This is a genomic window from Corynebacterium marquesiae (genome assembly GCF_030229635.1).
Taxonomy (GTDB): domain Bacteria; phylum Actinomycetota; class Actinomycetes; order Mycobacteriales; family Mycobacteriaceae; genus Corynebacterium; species Corynebacterium marquesiae.
This window is the reverse complement of record NZ_JASPII010000006.1, coordinates 81541-97526: the sequence shown is the minus strand read 5'-3', so window position 1 is coordinate 97526 and position 15986 is coordinate 81541. Positions and strand designations below refer to the sequence as shown.

The 15986-nt window shown below is 59.4% G+C and carries 11 protein-coding genes; 6 read left to right on the top strand and 5 right to left on the bottom strand.

Features of this window, described 5'->3' with window-relative positions:
- The first annotated feature begins 161 nt into the window (after positions 1–161).
- Genes QP971_RS05615 through QP971_RS05605 form a run of 3 tightly spaced genes read left to right on the top strand, consistent with a single transcriptional unit; the run spans position 162 to position 4350 of the window.
- Positions 162–2540, top strand: coding sequence for an MMPL family transporter (locus QP971_RS05615; protein ID WP_284811040.1), 2379 nt, complete (start codon positions 162–164; stop codon positions 2538–2540).
- The gene (locus QP971_RS05610) at positions 2533–3132 is read left to right on the top strand and encodes a TetR/AcrR family transcriptional regulator (RefSeq protein ID WP_284811041.1); all 600 of its coding nucleotides are present in this window, start codon (positions 2533–2535) and stop codon (positions 3130–3132) included. Before QP971_RS05615 ends, QP971_RS05610 begins: the two co-directional genes overlap by 8 nt.
- A 42-nt stretch (positions 3133–3174) precedes the next feature.
- Entirely contained in the window at positions 3175–4350 is a 1176-nt protein-coding gene (locus QP971_RS05605; protein ID WP_284791856.1) for a DUF6882 domain-containing protein, read from the top strand.
- Here QP971_RS05605 and QP971_RS05600 read toward each other — a convergent pair.
- Positions 4327–5370, bottom strand: a complete 1044-nt coding sequence (locus QP971_RS05600) for a 3-hydroxyisobutyryl-CoA hydrolase (RefSeq protein ID WP_284791857.1) — start codon at positions 5368–5370, stop codon at positions 4327–4329. The genes QP971_RS05605 and QP971_RS05600 overlap by 24 nt on opposite strands.
- 24 nt (positions 5371–5394) lie before the next feature.
- Between QP971_RS05600 and QP971_RS05595 the strand changes: the two genes are divergently transcribed.
- Entirely contained in the window at positions 5395–6237 is an 843-nt protein-coding gene (locus QP971_RS05595; RefSeq protein ID WP_284786517.1) for an HAD family hydrolase, read from the top strand.
- A 120-nt stretch (positions 6238–6357) separates the two neighbouring features.
- Positions 6358–10110, top strand: a complete 3753-nt coding sequence (locus QP971_RS05590; RefSeq protein WP_284811042.1) for an acyltransferase family protein — start codon at positions 6358–6360, stop codon at positions 10108–10110.
- A gap of 190 nt (positions 10111–10300) precedes the next feature.
- Here the strand turns inward: QP971_RS05590 and QP971_RS05585 are convergent, their stop codons facing one another.
- Together QP971_RS05585 and QP971_RS05580 are read right to left on the bottom strand one after the other, a co-directional pair.
- Entirely contained in the window at positions 10301–10624 is a 324-nt protein-coding gene (locus QP971_RS05585) for a putative quinol monooxygenase (protein ID WP_005323747.1), read from the bottom strand.
- A gap of 88 nt (positions 10625–10712) precedes the next feature.
- Positions 10713–11303, bottom strand: a complete 591-nt coding sequence (locus QP971_RS05580; RefSeq protein ID WP_284811043.1) for a hypothetical protein — start codon at positions 11301–11303, stop codon at positions 10713–10715.
- A 164-nt stretch (positions 11304–11467) separates the two neighbouring features.
- Here QP971_RS05580 and QP971_RS05575 point away from each other — a divergent pair, with 164 nt between their 5' ends.
- The gene (locus QP971_RS05575; RefSeq protein WP_284811044.1) at positions 11468–12382 is read left to right on the top strand and encodes an AEC family transporter; all 915 of its coding nucleotides are present in this window, start codon (positions 11468–11470) and stop codon (positions 12380–12382) included.
- Positions 12383–12386: 4 nt separating this feature from the next.
- On the opposite strand, the gene QP971_RS05570 is transcribed toward QP971_RS05575, so the two are convergent.
- Both QP971_RS05570 and QP971_RS05565 read right to left on the bottom strand, forming a co-directional pair.
- The gene (locus QP971_RS05570) at positions 12387–14120 is read right to left on the bottom strand and encodes an alpha/beta hydrolase (RefSeq protein ID WP_284811045.1); all 1734 of its coding nucleotides are present in this window, start codon (positions 14118–14120) and stop codon (positions 12387–12389) included.
- A complete protein-coding gene (locus QP971_RS05565; RefSeq protein ID WP_284811046.1) occupies positions 14087–15895 on the bottom strand; it encodes an ABC-F family ATP-binding cassette domain-containing protein in 1809 nt (602 codons plus the stop codon). Before QP971_RS05565 ends, QP971_RS05570 begins: the two co-directional genes overlap by 34 nt.
- Positions 15896–15986: the final 91 nt, after the last annotated feature.

Here is a 15986-nt window from a genome sequence, read left to right as displayed (position 1 = left end):
CTTCCTATTGCCCACCACACACGTCTTTGCCCACATCCCGCAATTTTGCGTACACTATGCAATGTTTCGCACGGGGTGCAGATTTTTCCCCGCGGATTCCATATTCACTGTCACCCGCGCGCAAAGCATTGCACGCATACTGCACAAGAAAGCACATTTTTATGTCTAAATTCCTCTACCGGCTAGGTAGCTGGTCCTACCGCAAGGTGTGGCCATTCCTCGCCTTTTGGCTCATGGTCTTGGTGGCCATGGCGGGACTTACCGCCGGCTTTGCCAAGTCCCCCAACCCTAATTTCTCCATGCCGGAGATGGATTCCACGACCACCCAAGACAAAATGATGGAGCGCTTCGGCCAAGATACCGATGCCATGAGTGCTCCCGAAGGCACGGTGGTCATCCAAGCACCGGAGGGCAAAGACCTCACCGATAAACAGGTAGCCGGCAAGGTAGATGACCTCCTTAGCGAGCTCAAAGACACTGGCGCGCTCAAGGCCCAGGACAAACTGGTCAGCCCGGTGATGGCTGCAGCCGGCATGGAAAAGCAAATGGGCGAAAAGATGAAGGCCCAGCACATGCCGGAGGAGCAGATTCACAAGAACCTGCAACAGCTCTCCCCTCTCAGCGAGGACAAAACTACCGGTACCGTCACTATTACCTTCAACGCCAACGAAGTCATGGACATCCCAGAAGAGGACATGACCAAGGTCACGGACGTCCTCAACAAGTACGACGAGGGCGAGCTCACCGTGAAGTACCAGGGCAACGCCTTTAGCTCCGCGGGCCAAGAGATGGGTGGCAGCGCCGAGATTATCGGCCTCATCGTCGCCGCAATCGTGCTGCTGATTACCTTCGGTTCCTTCGTAGCCGCTGGCATGCCGTTAATTTCCGCCATCATCGGCGTGGGCATCGGCATCCTCGGCGTACAGGTATCCACGGTCTTTACGGATACCGTTTCCGATATGACCCCGACGTTGGCCTCCATGATTGGCCTGGCCGTCGGCATCGATTACGCGCTGTTTATTGTCAACCGCTTCCGCAACGAGCTCATCACTTCCTCTGGCCTCAACGATCTTTCGCCAAAGGAACTGGCCCAAGAGCTCAAGAAGATGGATAAGGCCACCCGTGCCCACGCCATGGGCATGGCGCTGGGCACCGCGGGCGGTTCCGTTGTCTTCGCCGGCACCACCGTGGTCATCGCCTTGGCCGCGCTGACCATTATCGGCATCCCGTTCCTGGGCACCATGGCTATCGCCGCCGCGGCAACAGTGATCATCGCCGTATTGGTTGCCAATACTTTCATTCCCGCCCTGCTGGGACTTTTGGGCACCAAGATCTTCGCCGGCCGCGTGCCTGGCCCCAAGGTTCCAGACCCAGAGGACGAAAAACCCACCATGGGCCTGCGCTGGGTACGCCGTGTGCGTGCCCAGCCGTGGCTGCACCTTATCGCGGGCGTCGTATTGCTGGGCATCCTGGCCGTACCATTTGCCCAGCTGCGCCTAGCCATGCCTACCGATGGCACCGCAAAGCCCGGCACCCCGCAGCGCGAGGCCTATGAGATTACGGCAGACGCCTTTGGCCCTGGTCGGAATGCGCCGATGATCGCGTTCGTTGATGTGGCCGACGTTCCCGAGCAGGACCGCATGCCGGCCTTCCAAGATCTCCTGCAGGAGATCAACGGCAATGACGGCGTAGAAAACGCCCAGATCGTGCAGACCACTGACAACGGTGATGCTGCGCAGATCATGATTACGCCTACCACTGGCGCGACCGACGAAGAGACCACAGAAACCCTTAACCACCTGCGCGATTACCAGGGTGAGTTTGAAAAGACCGGTGGTTCCTACGGCATTACCGGTATCACCCCGATCTTCGATGACATTTCTGAGCGCCTCAATAACGTGCTCATCCCATACGTAGCCATCGTGCTGGGACTGGCCTTCATCGTCTTGATGCTGGTCTTCCGCTCCATTTGGGTACCGCTCATCGCTGCTGCTGGATTCGCGTTTTCGATGGCTGCCACCTTCGGCATCACCGTAGCCATTTGGCAAGAAGGCATGTTCGGCATCGTCGATGACCCACAGCCGCTGCTTTCCTTCCTGCCCATCATGCTCATCGGCCTGACCTTCGGCCTGGCTATGGACTACCAGGTCTTCTTGGTCACCCGCATGCGCGAGGGCTTTGTCAATGGCAAGACGGCTGGCAACGCCACCTCCAATGGCTTTAAGCACGGCGCCCGCGTGGTCACAGCGGCGGCCCTTATTATGATTTCTGTCTTTGCCGCCTTCATCTTGATGGACGAGCCATTCATCAAGACCATGGGCTTTGCCTTGGCTACGGGAGTGCTTATCGATGCCTTCGTGGTCCGCATGATGATCATTCCCGCTACCATGTTTGTGCTAGATAAGAAGGCATGGTGGTTCCCGCGCTGGTTGGATAAGATCACGCCAAACATGGACATCGAAGGTGAGGCCTTGCACTCTGACCGCGAGGAACTCCTGCGCGCACAACGAGAGAAGGTAGGCGAGACACACCGTGGCTAGTCTGCACGAAGAAAAGAAGCGGGCTACGCGTCAGGCCATGGCCGATGCGGCAGCGCGCCTCGTCCTCGACGGTGGCGCCGAAGCCGCCACGATCTCCGGCATCACCGCGGCCGTCGGGGTCTCCCCGCGCACCTTTCACAACTACTTCTCCTCCGTGGCAGATGCGCTACTGTCCTTTAGCACCGATGTGCTTGCCAAGTTTTCCAAGGAAGTACCCACTGTCTTTCCTAATTCATCCATTTCTGAATTCCTCGAACAGGTAACGCTCGATGCCACCGAAAACGAGGGCAAAGAGCTACATTCTTTTACCTCTCTTTTCACCATTGGCGAGGCTTTAGAAAACTTGAGCCATACCTCGAAAAAGCGCCAACAATTCCAAGTCGTAGCTGACCAAGTTTTGGAAGCTTTCCACCAACGCGTCCCGGATAAGTCGCGCTTTGAGATCGCGGTCATTCTCCAAGCGTGTGCGGGTGCCAGTGCGATGAGCATGAAAGAAATCCACCGCCGCTCCCAGGCCGAAGAATCACTGGACGCTCACACAAAGCATGAGATAGTTCGCACAGCCTTTGCCACCGTGCGCGCCATCGACTAGCTAGCCTAATGGGCGCTTTAATCCGTATGCTCGGCAATAGTTATGGATAAGAAAGCCCCTATATCGAGCACCGCGCAAAACGCCCGCTTCATTCAAGCGGGCGTTAATGCCGCATTTCAAGACCGCATCGGGGAGGCGACCGACGTGGAATTTAATTTCCTCGGCCCCTCCACTGACGATAAAGGCAACTTTGTCACCGATCAGCTAGTGGAGGCGAGGATAAGTTCCGCGCGGCACGTTTCTGATTTCCGTGGCGTGCGTCTCGCCGTCATCGCCGCAGGCACTTGGCACTGGACTACCGCTGCTACCGCGCACTATGGTGACCTTCCGCAGTCAGGTACGGCCAGCACAGACGTCGACCGAATGGTTGCTTATGCCTCCCTTATCGTAGGCAACATGCCGGTGCTGCGCGCCCAGCAGGGCAAGCACGTGGCCATCGTTGCGGTAGATTTCCATCCCTACCTGGACTTTCGCCAGACTTTGCTGCGCGGTCTCCAACACAGCAGCGCGGAAGCGGACGAGAAGGGGCCGGCCCTCGCGCTTGCCCGCTACCTGGACATGGAGTCCACCGCGGAAGAGCCCTGCCTGCATTTTTCTGATGGCACCACGGTGCGTTTTGAACAGTCAAGCCCCCGGGTGCACAAGATTTCCAGCATTACCCCGGGCTTGGCGGCCGCTCGCGTCTTGGAGGACGCCTTTTACTTAAGCACCGAAAGCCAGATGTTTTTCCAAGGCAACTTCCCAGATGCCACGGTAGAACTCGATGTGGATAAGGCCGCTGCCACGGTGTCCTACAGCGGCGGGCAGATGACGGCCAATGCGGTGCTTATCGCGACCATTTCGGACGAGGAATTCACGTGGGCCTGGGCGGATCCGAAGCTCAAGGACACCGCCGCGGCGCGGTTGGCGGGTAACCTAGCGCGCTTTGGCATAGACGAGGCCGTGCCCGAATTGGTGCGCCCGCACCTTCCCCTTCCGCTGGCACGTGGACACCAGCTGCCGCACCTAGCTTTGCCCATTTTGGGGATCTGGACGCTCGCGGGCACTACGCTTGCCGACGCCCGCGTGGGCCTCGTCCTGCTCGACGCCCCACAGCTACACCTCCCGGAGCCGACTCCGGCAGCCACCGAAGCGACGCTGTCGGTGCCCCCTCCCTCATGGATCAACGCCGATCGCGCCCGCGCCGCCTATGGATCATTTCGCGGGGTGGAGGTGTAAGGCGCTGCGGAGGGCGTCCACGTCGACGTCGGCAAGCGCGGCAGGCTCAAATGCCGCATCGTTGGTTTTATCCACCAAGACCGCTCGCACGCCCTCGGCAAAGTCCCCACGGCGGTACATATAAGCACCCAGGTTGGTCTCCATATCTAGCGCTTCGCGGATGCTGCTGCACTCCTGCTCGGCGCGGAACAGCTCCATGGCCGCCACGATGGAGGTAGGGCACGCCTGCGCGGTCAGCTTTTCTACCAGTTTTTTCAGTTCTGGGTACTGTTCCAAGGCCGCGGAAATGTCTTGCCAGGTGTCTTGGGCAAAGGCGTCCTCGATGGCGTCGATAAACTCGGCTAAGGGAACCTCGCCGCTAGGTGCGGTGGCGTGCTGGGATAGCGCCGTGGCTAGTCCCTTCTCGATAACCGCGTTAGCAAAGACCTCGCCGTCCGCCACATAGTGGGTGGCCAGCCCGCTCCACAGGAGATCTGCGGCGTACATGCGATACCCGGTAATCCCCCAGAACTTCGCCAACTCGGCCGATGCCTTCCCACGCGTTCCCACCGCGCGCTGGGCGGCATAGGCCATGCCTACGTCGGTGACGTAGCCGATATTCATCTCTGGCATAGAAGCAAAGGTCTTATCCGTAACTACTCGATAGGATCCATGGGCGGAGATACCTAGGCCACCTCCCATAGCGATGCCATCGATGAGCGCAATGACGGGCTTGGGATATTCCGCGATATCACCGTTCAACGTGTATTCGGTGGCGAAGAAGGCATCGACCTCATCCACCTTGCCCTCCTTGACCCCTTCGCGGGCGTAGCGAACATCGCCGCCGGCGCAATATGCCTTGGGGCTAGTCGAGGTAAACAGCACCTGTTCCACCTCATCGTTGTCGCGCCACTGCGCCAGCGACTCCGCAATGAGGTGGATCATTTCCGGGGTGAGGGAATTGAGAGCCTTGGGGCGGTTGAGCTCAATGACTCCGGTATGGTTACGGATTGAGGAAACGATAGGTGCAGTATTAGTCATAACCCCTAGTGTGACACAGAACGCATGCACCTATCCACCATCAGCCAATTCACAGATAGGTTCGGAATTTTGCTCCCACAGCTCATCGCCCTGGATATGGACGGCACCCTACTGGACGGCAACGGGCAGCTTCCACCAGATTTCGCCGCGATCAGCACCCGTGCCCACCAGCTCGGCGTGACCCTTGTACCCGCCTCGGGCCGCCAGCTCGCCACCCTGCAAGAGATGTTTCCGCACGAGGACACCTTTATCGCAGAAAATGGCTCCGTGGTCGTCCATGATAATCGCGTCATCAGCGCCACTACCCTGCCCGGCACAGCCGTGCGTGCCGCCATGGCCGCACTCCAGTCTGTCGAAACCCCGCATACCGTAGTGCTATGCACGCCGGATACCGCCTATGTACACAAAGGCGCCGACGAGCAGGCCCGCGCTGAGATTGCCAAGTATTACAGGTCAGTGGAATGGGTAGATGACCTCGATGCGCTACTGGATGCGGACATCATCAAAATCGCCGCTTACTGCGCCGACGGCAGCGAAAAGCATCTACACCAGCCCCTTCTTGCGGCCGTACCGGAACACAATATCGCCATCTCTGGCGCCGTATGGCTCGATGTCATGGCTGCTGGCGTCAATAAGGGCGTAGCGCTACAGACCATGGCGGAGCTCCTCTCGGTTCCCATGCCTCGTACCGCCGCTTTTGGCGATTTCCTCAATGACTACGAGCTCCTCCGCGAGGCAGGCACCGCGATCGCAATGGAAAATGCGCACCCAAAGTTGAAGGAAATCGCCGATCGCATTGCCCCACCCAATACCGAATATGGAGTCATGACAGTTCTGCGTCAGCTTTTTGACAGCGAAGAGTCGTAGACTCGAATTTTCGCCTCCGCCCCGCGCGCCGCACCGTTACGCCCCCGCATGGGGAGAAGTGCTGGTGCGCAGGCTAAAATAGTCCGCTTAGAAAATATACGTAGTGCTTTGGGAGTTTTTGTGAAGCAAATTTTGCGCTCACTGCTGGGGAAGAAGAAACCTGGGCGTTCGAATGAACCACGCACACCGGTCTATCAGCCAGTACAGCCCAAAGCTGGCTCTACCAGTGCGCCCCAAACCCCTAATAAAAAGGATTCTGCGCCCCAGAAACCGGCCAACACCGAATCCACCACGGGTGCGCAATCCACCGAGCCGAAGGGCAAGCCCCAGGACCGCACCGCTAAGGACGGCGAGTCTAAGAACCAGGCTAAGCAGGCACCCGCGCGCAAGCCCACTCCGACGAAGCCTGCACAGGCTTCCGAATCCAAGTCTGCTGCTGCGAAACCGAAAGATGCAAAGCCTGCCGCCAAGCCCGCGGCTAAGGACACCACTCGCCCCAGCACCGAAAAGTCACAGGCGCACAAGGCCACTTCCGCAAAACCGCAGCAGCCTAAGTCCACCTCGCCATCGCCTGCAGCCAAGGCACCGAAGGCCAAGCCTGCAGCCCAAAAATCTGCTGCCAAGCCATCCACCGCACAAGAAACCAAGGCAGAATCCTCTCCCAAAGCAGCTGTTAAAAAGCAACAAGATTCGCCCGCTCAAGACAAGAAGCCACAGCGCAAAGCGCACGAACCGGTTCAACGACCGCGCCGCGGCGCAAGCTTTAGCACCACCCCCTCTAAGAACTCCCCAAAGAGCCCTTCGACCCGCAGTGCTTCCCCGAAGCCGGCCGCAAAGCCTGTCACCCAACCCTCTCAGAAAGGCGCGGTAAAGCCCGCACAGCAGGCTCGCCCCAGCGCCGAGAAACCGAAGCAGGCACCCAAGCCTTCCTCTTCTTCCAGCGCGAAGAAGGCTTCCCCGCAACCGGCAAAGCCGCAGAAATCCCAGCCGGCTAAATCCAAGCCGGCCACCGGCCAGCAGCAAGCGCAAAAGCCACGCTCCCCCAAGCAGGTCCCGGCAAACTCGGCAAAAGAGCAACTACAGCCGCAACCAACGCCGATGAAGAATGCGCAGCCGTCGAAGCCCTCGCAACCTTCCAAAGGCCAAGGATCAGCGCGTACTCCCGGCGCTGCAAAGCAAAAGGCTGCTCCACCGGCCTCGGCCCCTAGCGCTCCAGCGCCAAAGAAGGGCACCACTACCCCCAAGCCGAAGGTAGCTGCGCCAAAGACTGCATCTGATCCTTCTCAGCAGAAGGCTGGGGCGGCGCAAAACCAGACTGCCCACAATGGAAACAAGGTAGTCCAGCCGAAATCGCAGCAAGGCGCACCCTCTAAGGGCAACCTGCCCACGCAACAGGCGAAAAAGCAACAGCCGCAGCCGAAGGCAAAGGAGACGACGCCTCAAGACAACGCCAAGAAGGTAACCAAGCGCCGCCCGCAGGTTAAGCCCTCCGATATCAGTCGCGGATTGGCTCGCAAATCGCAGCAGGTGGGCACTCCTACCCCAGCTCAGCAAAAACCGTCGCGAGCTGCCCAAAAGCCCAAGGCAAAGCAACAGCCTGATTCGCCCCAGCCGAAGAAGGCCGAGCCTCAAACCGCTCCGAAGATGGCGCCTACAAAGACCGACAAGTCCGCTGCGACAGGCACTGTAGCAGCTGGAGCGGGTACGGCCGCTGCCGCTGTCGCCGCTGAGAAAAAGCGAGACAAGGCACAGCCGTCGAAGAAGCAGCATCCAGCGCTTGAAAAGCCACAGGCAAAGGCGGCACCGCGCCAGCCACAACAAGCTGCGCAGAAGCCAGCATCACAGCAGGCCTCGGCCACGCAGGTAGATACTAAGTCTAAGTATCCGCTACAAAAGCAGGCCAAGGATCCTGAAGCACTGGCTACGCCGCCGGAGAGCAAGGTCGTTAAAAAGAAGCGCCACGCCCGCCTGCGCCAGGTCAAGGGGCTGGATGGACTGCGCGGCCTCGCGGTTATTGCCGTGGTGTTGTACCACTTCTTCCCTTCCCTTCTTCCCGGTGGTTACTTGGGCGTTGACCTCTTCTTCGTCCTCTCCGGATTCCTCATCACCTCGTTGCTGGTGCGCGAATTCCGTACCTCCGGCACAATCAGCTTGAAGGACTTCTGGGTGCGCCGATTCCGGCGCATCCTCCCAGCCGCAGTATCCGTCCTAGTCATGTGTACCGCTTTGGTGGCATGGATAGGCGGGGACCTAGCGGTCGGCTTGCGCCAGCAGTTCTTAGGCACCCTATTCTTTGTCAACAACTGGACGCAGATCGCCACCTCCCAGTCCTACTTTGCGGACAATGAGATTCAGGTCTTTGCCCACTATTGGTCGTTGGCTGTGGAGGAGCAGTTCTATGTCATCTGGCCACTTCTTATCACTGGCGTTTTCCTGATTTCTCGCCGCAAGCCGCGCCGGCTTCCCATCTTCGTAGCCACAGTCTTAGCTATCGGTTCCGCCGTGGCCATGGCACTCATTTACGTGCCGGGTGAAGACCCGACGCGCGTCTACTACGGCACTGATACCCATGCTTTTGGCCTGCTCACTGGCGCCGTGCTGTCTTTGCTAATGACCTCCACCAAGTCCGACCCACAGGCGGACTCGTGGGCAGCGGCAGGCAAAGCCGAATCGCGCATCGCCGGAATCATTGGCACTTTGGCGCTCATCGGCTACGGTGCCCAGCTATTCCTCATGCCGGATGACGCGGAGATCACCTACCGGGGTGGACTCTTCCTCACTAGCGTGCTTGGTGTCCTGATGGTGTGGGGCGTGGTTCGCGAACACGGCCCGATGACCCCGCTCTTTAGGACCAAGGTCATGCGCTGGTTTGGCCAGCGCTCCTTCTCGCTGTATCTCTGGCACTGGCCGGTCATCATGATGCTCAAGGCGCTTTTCGAGGGCAACCAGAACTCCGATAAATCGTGGATCCTAGGCCTTGTAGCCGTGCCGATCTCGCTGCTTCTGTCCGAGATTTCCTATCAGTTCATTGAGAATCCTTTCCGCCGCGGCGGCTATAAGAAGACGTGGAAGACCTACTGGTCCTCCCGTCCAGGGTTTAGCGAATTGCGCGATGGCTTTGGCAAGACCATGTGGCCGGTAGTCCCATTCCTGGTCATTGCCTCTGTAGCCGGCGTAGTCTACGGCGTTGTTAATTCCAGCGATAAGACCGAGTTAGAGCAGCAGCTGGAGCAGCTCCAGCAGCAGAACCAGAGCAGCAACAATGCCCCGGCGCAGCCGAATGATGCTGCCCCACAGCCGCCTGCTGAGGACAACGACGATAAGGCTGCCGCGAAGGATAAGAAGACCCGCCCGATGCCGCAGGGCAAAGACATCACCGCTGTCGGCGACTCAGTGATGCTGGCTGCTAGCGGCGCCCTCAAGCAACGCTTCCCGCAGATTTACGTCGATGCAGATGTATCCCGCCACTACACTGCGGGTATCCAGATTCTGCAGCAGCTCAAGGATTCCGGCCAGCTGCGCGATACCGTCTTCCTCGGGTTTGGCACTAACGGTCCTGCCTTCCCGGACCAGATCAAGGAAGCGCTGGATATCATCGGCGAAGACCACACCGTTGTCATGGCTGTTCCCTATGGCGACCGCGAATGGATGGCCCAATCCCAACAAGATGTCCTCGACGCAGCCAAGGAATACGACAACGTATATATTGCTGACTGGTGCGGACATGCTCAGAGCAACCCGGAGATCCTCTACTCCGATGGCGTCCACCCGATGCCGGAACGCACCGGCGAGTACTCGGATGCCTTCTACGATGCTCTAAAGCAGTATTCAACTGGCGACAAAACTGTATCCTCTCAGTGCGTGCCGCAGTAAAGCACAGACCGGCGCGGGGCGGGGCATCGGAAAGCGCCTAGCTCCCTCCCCTCCCGCTCTTCGCGCTCACCGGAAGGTGTGCTCCGCTAGCAGCAGCATCCGCTGTGAGCGCGAAGGACGCTGGTGCACCTAAGCATAGAAAAAGCTCGCCCTCTACATCACGGTAGAGGGCGAGCTTTATTCGTTGGGATTAATCGACGGAGAATTCGCCCATCTTGTCCCAACCGGTGCGGCCTTCGATGTGAACGTTAATGATGTCTGGGGTTTCCACGAGGTACTTCGGGAATTCCTCGCAGGAGCGCTGGAAGTGCTCACTCTGGACGTGCTCTACGTCCTTACCGTCTGCGTAAGACTCCAGCAGCAAGAAGCGCTGGCGATCTTCTGGATCGCGGAACCACTTGAAGTCGATGCAGCCCGGCTCTGCATTGCAGGCCTCGGTGTACCAATTGATTTCATCGAGGAAGGTCTCTGCGTATTCGGGCTTGACGTGGAACTGTACGTTGATCAAAATCATGCCCCGATTCTACCGGCACCTTGCAGCTTCTTCATCGTCACAGTTGGAGACCACGAATGCGGTGAAATCGGGACTAGTGGAATGCGGTTTAGTTGAGGAAGAACTCCGCAACGTAGATGTAGGTTCCGTCATAAGCAGTTGCTACGCCAAAGCCGTGTGGGGAACCAGCATTGACTGGAACATCGCGGTTGAACCAGTTCAGGCGGTCTTGTGCCTGCTGCTCGGTGAGACGGTGAACAGAACCCTGTCCTTCATCCTTGTGATTCAGGCCGTGGGCTACCCCGCCCTTGTAGTCGAGCTTGCCGGCGGCACCCTGGTTGGCCCATTCCTGGGCGATGGCGCTGGCGTGGGCGTCCTTGCGGTGCCCAGCCTTCTCGAGGTGGGCGGTGGTGGCGGTCCCCAACTCACCAGCGACCTTGGGTGCGTGACCCGCTGGCTTGGCCAGGAATTCTGGCAGCGAGATATTGTTCTTCTCAGCCAGCTCATAAGCCTGCGGTGGCAAGGTGAGGCGGAAATCCTGCACAGCGGCGAAAGGATCAGAAGAGAGCTCCTGAGCCTGCGAAGAAGCCTGCTGAATCTGCGGTGGCAAGGCCGGCTGCGCAGAGGCCACGGTGGCGGTACCAGTAAAGACAAGAGCGGTGGACAGGGCGGCTACGGTTGCGCGGTGAGAAAGCTTCATGCCCTCCACCGTGCCATAAGTAGCCAGCAGGCCGAAAGGCGTTTCTGGCCTGCGCAGGCACTTCGATACAACTTTGTTATGGTCCCTGTGTTCTGGGGCACTACGGATGGTGGGACAATATCCTCACCGCGCATTTTTAGAGTACTGCGAAAGGTTATTGACTGTTGCTGGACGTATTGACCGGGTTTGCGATTATTTTCGTAGTCATAGGCGTCGGGTTTGTGCTGGCCCACAGGGGTGTCATTGGCAAGGGCGAGGCGCGCTTGCAATTCAATCGCACGGCCTTCTGGGCGGCTACTCCGGCACTCATCTTTTCCAGCGTGGCTACATCCGATACCTCCGCGTTTGCGTCCCCAGTGGTGGCCGTGATCGCCGCTGCGTCCGTCGCCACCATGCTGTTGTATTGGCTATCCAGCCGGCTACTCTTTCCACGCAGCGGCGCCGAAACCATGGCGGGTGCCGCTGCGGCGAGCTACTACAACTCGGTCAATATTGGCCTGCCCATTGCCACCTATGTCATTGGTGATGCCACCTACGTCATCCCAGCCTTGGTTCTCCAGATGGCGGTGCTCTCCCCGTTTATCATCGCGGGACTCAATGCACAGGGTACGAGCCTGCAATCGATATGGAACTCCGTGGTCTCGGGGGTTACCGCGCCGGTGGTGTTAGCTGCGGTGGCGGGATTTATCGTCTCCGCAGCGCAGTGGCAGGTACCGGATGTGGTGATGAAACCGCTGGAGATATTGGGTGGCGCTTCCATTCCTATGATCCTGATGAGCTTTGGTGCCTCTTTAAAGGGCGACGGGCTATTGGAAGAAGACCGTCTGCCCACCATTACCGCGACGGTGTTGAAGTTGGTGGGCATGCCCGCTGTTGCGCTGGCCGTGGGTGCAGCGCTGGGGCTAGACGGCGCGGAGCTATATGCGGCATTGATTTTGGCGGCCTTGCCCACGGCGCAGAATGTGTATAACTACGCCGCTACCTATGAGATAGGAGAGACCGTGGCTCGGGATACGGTCTTTCTGACTACATTCCTGTCGCTGCCTGCGATGCTGGCCATCGCTGCCTTATTTGGCTAAACACCTAGTAGATGCCGACGTCGAGAGCGGAAAATTCGCGCTGCAACTCGTCTGGATCGATAGCTCCCGCCACGTCAGGACCAGCGATGGCGGCAAAGCCGTCGAGTACCGATGCCCCGTAGTTATGACCGTGACCATCAGGTACGTCCTTTGCGCCGGGCAGATCGGCGGCTACTTGGAGGGAGGAGATGATGGGCATCCACTGCATCACGCGCTCAGCAGAATACGGTGTCCGCTCGCGCATCCAATCCGGCTCCTTAATGGCCATCTGTGGTGACCACCAAGCCACCGGGTCCGAGGGGTGTTGGATATAGAGCATGCGGGTGCGCCCCCACTCCTCTTCTGGCACCGTGCCCCATTGGCGCACCTGCGCGTCGTCATTGGCAAAGCGCACAACGAGGCCGCCGGCGTATTCAGGGGAAATTTCAGAAGAGCCAGGGTCGCGGCGCTCCACAAACTGGGTGCGCAAGCGATTAAAGTGCGGCGGCCCTGTCAACAAAATGCCGTCAACGGAATTGGCGATATCGCGCACCCCGGAAAAGGCCGCCTCAATGCCCGTGGTGCCCAAGGATTCGCCGTAGAGGTAGAGCTTCGGGCGTTTATCCTCCGGCAGCCCGTTCCACCAGTCCACGATGGGGTTGATGAACTCCTGCCCGGCGCGTTCTACCTGACCACCGCCGGACAGGAAATGCAGGGCCGAGGGCATGGCGGAGTATTGGGCGGCCGCGATGGCGGTGTCGCCGCCGTAGAGCAGCTCGAAGGCCTGGGCGGAATAGGAAGACACCCATCCCGTCCCGGTGGTCATAATGAGAAGTAGCGCCTTGCGGTCTTGAGCGTGGGTGCGCTCGAGTTCGTCGATAAGCAGTCGCGCTCGCTCTTCATTGGAGGCGCGATTGCCTAGGCCGGCATAGGCGCGAATGGGTTCTTTAGCGGGCTTTCCGGTAACCTCTTCCAATTCCGCGCGGTGCGCACCGGAGGAGAGGAAACGCGAGCCCTGCAGTCCCACCCCATTCCAGTCCACGCGGGAGTCTGGGGAGCCACTGCGCTCAACAGACGTGGGACGCTGCGCTGCGGGATCGGGTTCGGCATTTTGGGCGGTAAAGATCCTCTCCCCCACGCCCACAATGGCGCCGGGAATGAGGTTTTCCACGGTATACGTGCCCACTAGGGCCACGATGATTACCGCGCCTACAACGCGGTAGGCGGCACGGAAGCGCTGGGGAAAGTGGCTGGAAAGCCAGCGAACACAAAAGCGCAGCACGCGCAGGATGAAAAGGAAGGCGGTAAATACCGCAAGTGCCAACGGAACCACCAGCACATAGCTGGCAATGGTGGGTGCTGGTGCGGACAGGGTGTCTGCGAGTTGGCGTTGCCACCGCACGGCAAAGACCGCAAAGCCTATCATCCACACCACAAAAGCGGCGGTGGCAATGCGGGAAACGAGGCGGTAGCGCCGAGCTGGCCACGTGGTGGCATCAAGCCAGGAATGCCGGGGCGCCACATAGCGCACCACCAGTCGGTACCACACGAGCTTGAGGGCGATGCCCAGCGCATAGCCGAGCCCTGCGGCAATGCCGGAGACGAGTCCTTGGTAGAGCCAATCGCGCGGCAGGATGGATGGAGTAAGCCCCAGGGTAAATAGTGCTACGGCGCCGATAATGCCCCACAGGTCGAGGTGGCTGACGATATCGGCGATGCGGGCTTCTACCCTTCGAGCTTCTCCCCCAACTCCAGCCATTCCATCTCCAATTCCTCGTAGGCGCTGCGGTTTTCCTTTAGTTCTCCGTCCAATTCGGTCAAGGCCTGGGTATCAACCTTTTCCGCGGCGGTGGCCATCTTCTCATTAATCTGCGCGGCCGCCTGTTCCAGCTTGTGCATCTTGCGTTCGAGGGCGTTCATCTTCTTAGTGATTTCGCGCTCTTGCTGGGACGAGAGCTTCTTTTCGGATTTCGGTGCAGCATTGTCTGCCTTCTTTTCTCCCAAGTTGAGCACGCCGGAGCTCTGCTGGGCCTCGAGTGCGGCGCGCTTGCGCAGGTACTCGTCGATGCCGCCGGGAAGGTTGGTGAGCTTGCCATCGCCAAAGAGCGCGTAAGTGTTATCCGCGATGCGCTCAATGAGGTAGCGATCGTGCGAAATGACCACCAGGGTGCCTGGCCAAGAGTCCAAGAGGGACTCCAGTTCCTGCAGGGTATCGATATCGAGATCGTTGGTGGGCTCGTCCAGCAGCAACACATTGGGCTCGGCCATCAGTACGCGGGTCAGCTGCAAGCGGCGGCGCTCGCCACCAGAGAGGTCGCCTACCGGGGTGCGCTGACGCTTGGCGGAAAAGCCCAGGCGCTCAGCCAGCTGGGAGGCGGAAAGCTCCTTTTTGCCGAGCTGAACGTAGGTGGCGACGTCCTCGACGGCGTCGATAAGCCGGCGCTGCGGATCTAAGTCATCGAGTTCCTGGCGCAGCCAACCGAGGCGCACGGTTTGGCCCTCGATGCGCTTGCCGGCCGCCAGCTCGTACTCGCCGGCCAAGGTGCGCAGCAGGGTGGTTTTTCCGGAGCCATTAACCCCCACCAAACCAATGCGTTCGCCGGGGGCTAGGCGCCAGGTGAGGTGATCCACCAAGGTGCGACCATCCGGGGACTGCACGGTGGCATCCTCTAGCTCGATAACCACGCGGCCTTGGCGCTGCTTGGAAAAGGCCATAAGCTCGACCTTATTGCGTGGCTCCGGCACGTCGGCGATCAGCGCCTCAGCGGCCTCGATACGATAGCGCGGCTTGGAGGTACGCGCCGGTGCGCCGCGGCGCAGCCAGGCCAGCTCCTTGCGGGCGAGGTTCTTGCGGCGCTGCTCCATGGCATCGGCCTGGCGGGCACGCTCGGCGCGGGCAAAGGTCCAGTCGTTGTAGCCGCCCTCGTAAGTATCGACCACGCCATCGTGTACCTCCCAGGTCCACGTGGCCACGGTATCGAGGAACCAGCGATCGTGAGTAACCACGACCACGGCCAGATTGCGCTTGAGCAGGTGGTCCGCGAGCCATTGCACGCCTTCCACGTCGAGGTGGTTGGTCGGCTCATCGAGCACCACGAGGTCCAAATCCTGCACCAGCGCGGCGGCCAGGTTCACGCGGCGGCGCTCGCCACCGGAGAGCGAACCCACCGGAGTATCGAGCCCAAGATCTACAATGCCCAGCCCGCCTAAGACATCGCGCACCTTGGCGTTGGAGGCCCACTCATAGGTCTCCAATTCCAGCGGCTCAATAATCACTTGCGCGATGGTCAGCTCATCGGGCAAGTCAAAGCGCTGGGTAACCACAGCCATGCGCAAATCAGAGGTATGGGATACGCGGCCGGCGTCGGGCGGCTCGATGCCGGTGAGCACCTCCAGCAGGGTGGTTTTGCCACCGCCATTAACGCCGACGATGCCGATGCGATCGCCGCTTTGCACACCTAGGGATACCCCGTCTAGGAGGGTTTTTAATCCATAAGTTTTGCTGACTTGCTCGAGGTTAATCAGGTTTGCCATAACGAGTGTCCATCTTAATACCTCCCTGCACATACCCCCGCATTCCTCCAACCTATTGCTATTGATTTTCACGTCCAATAGTGTGCCTATG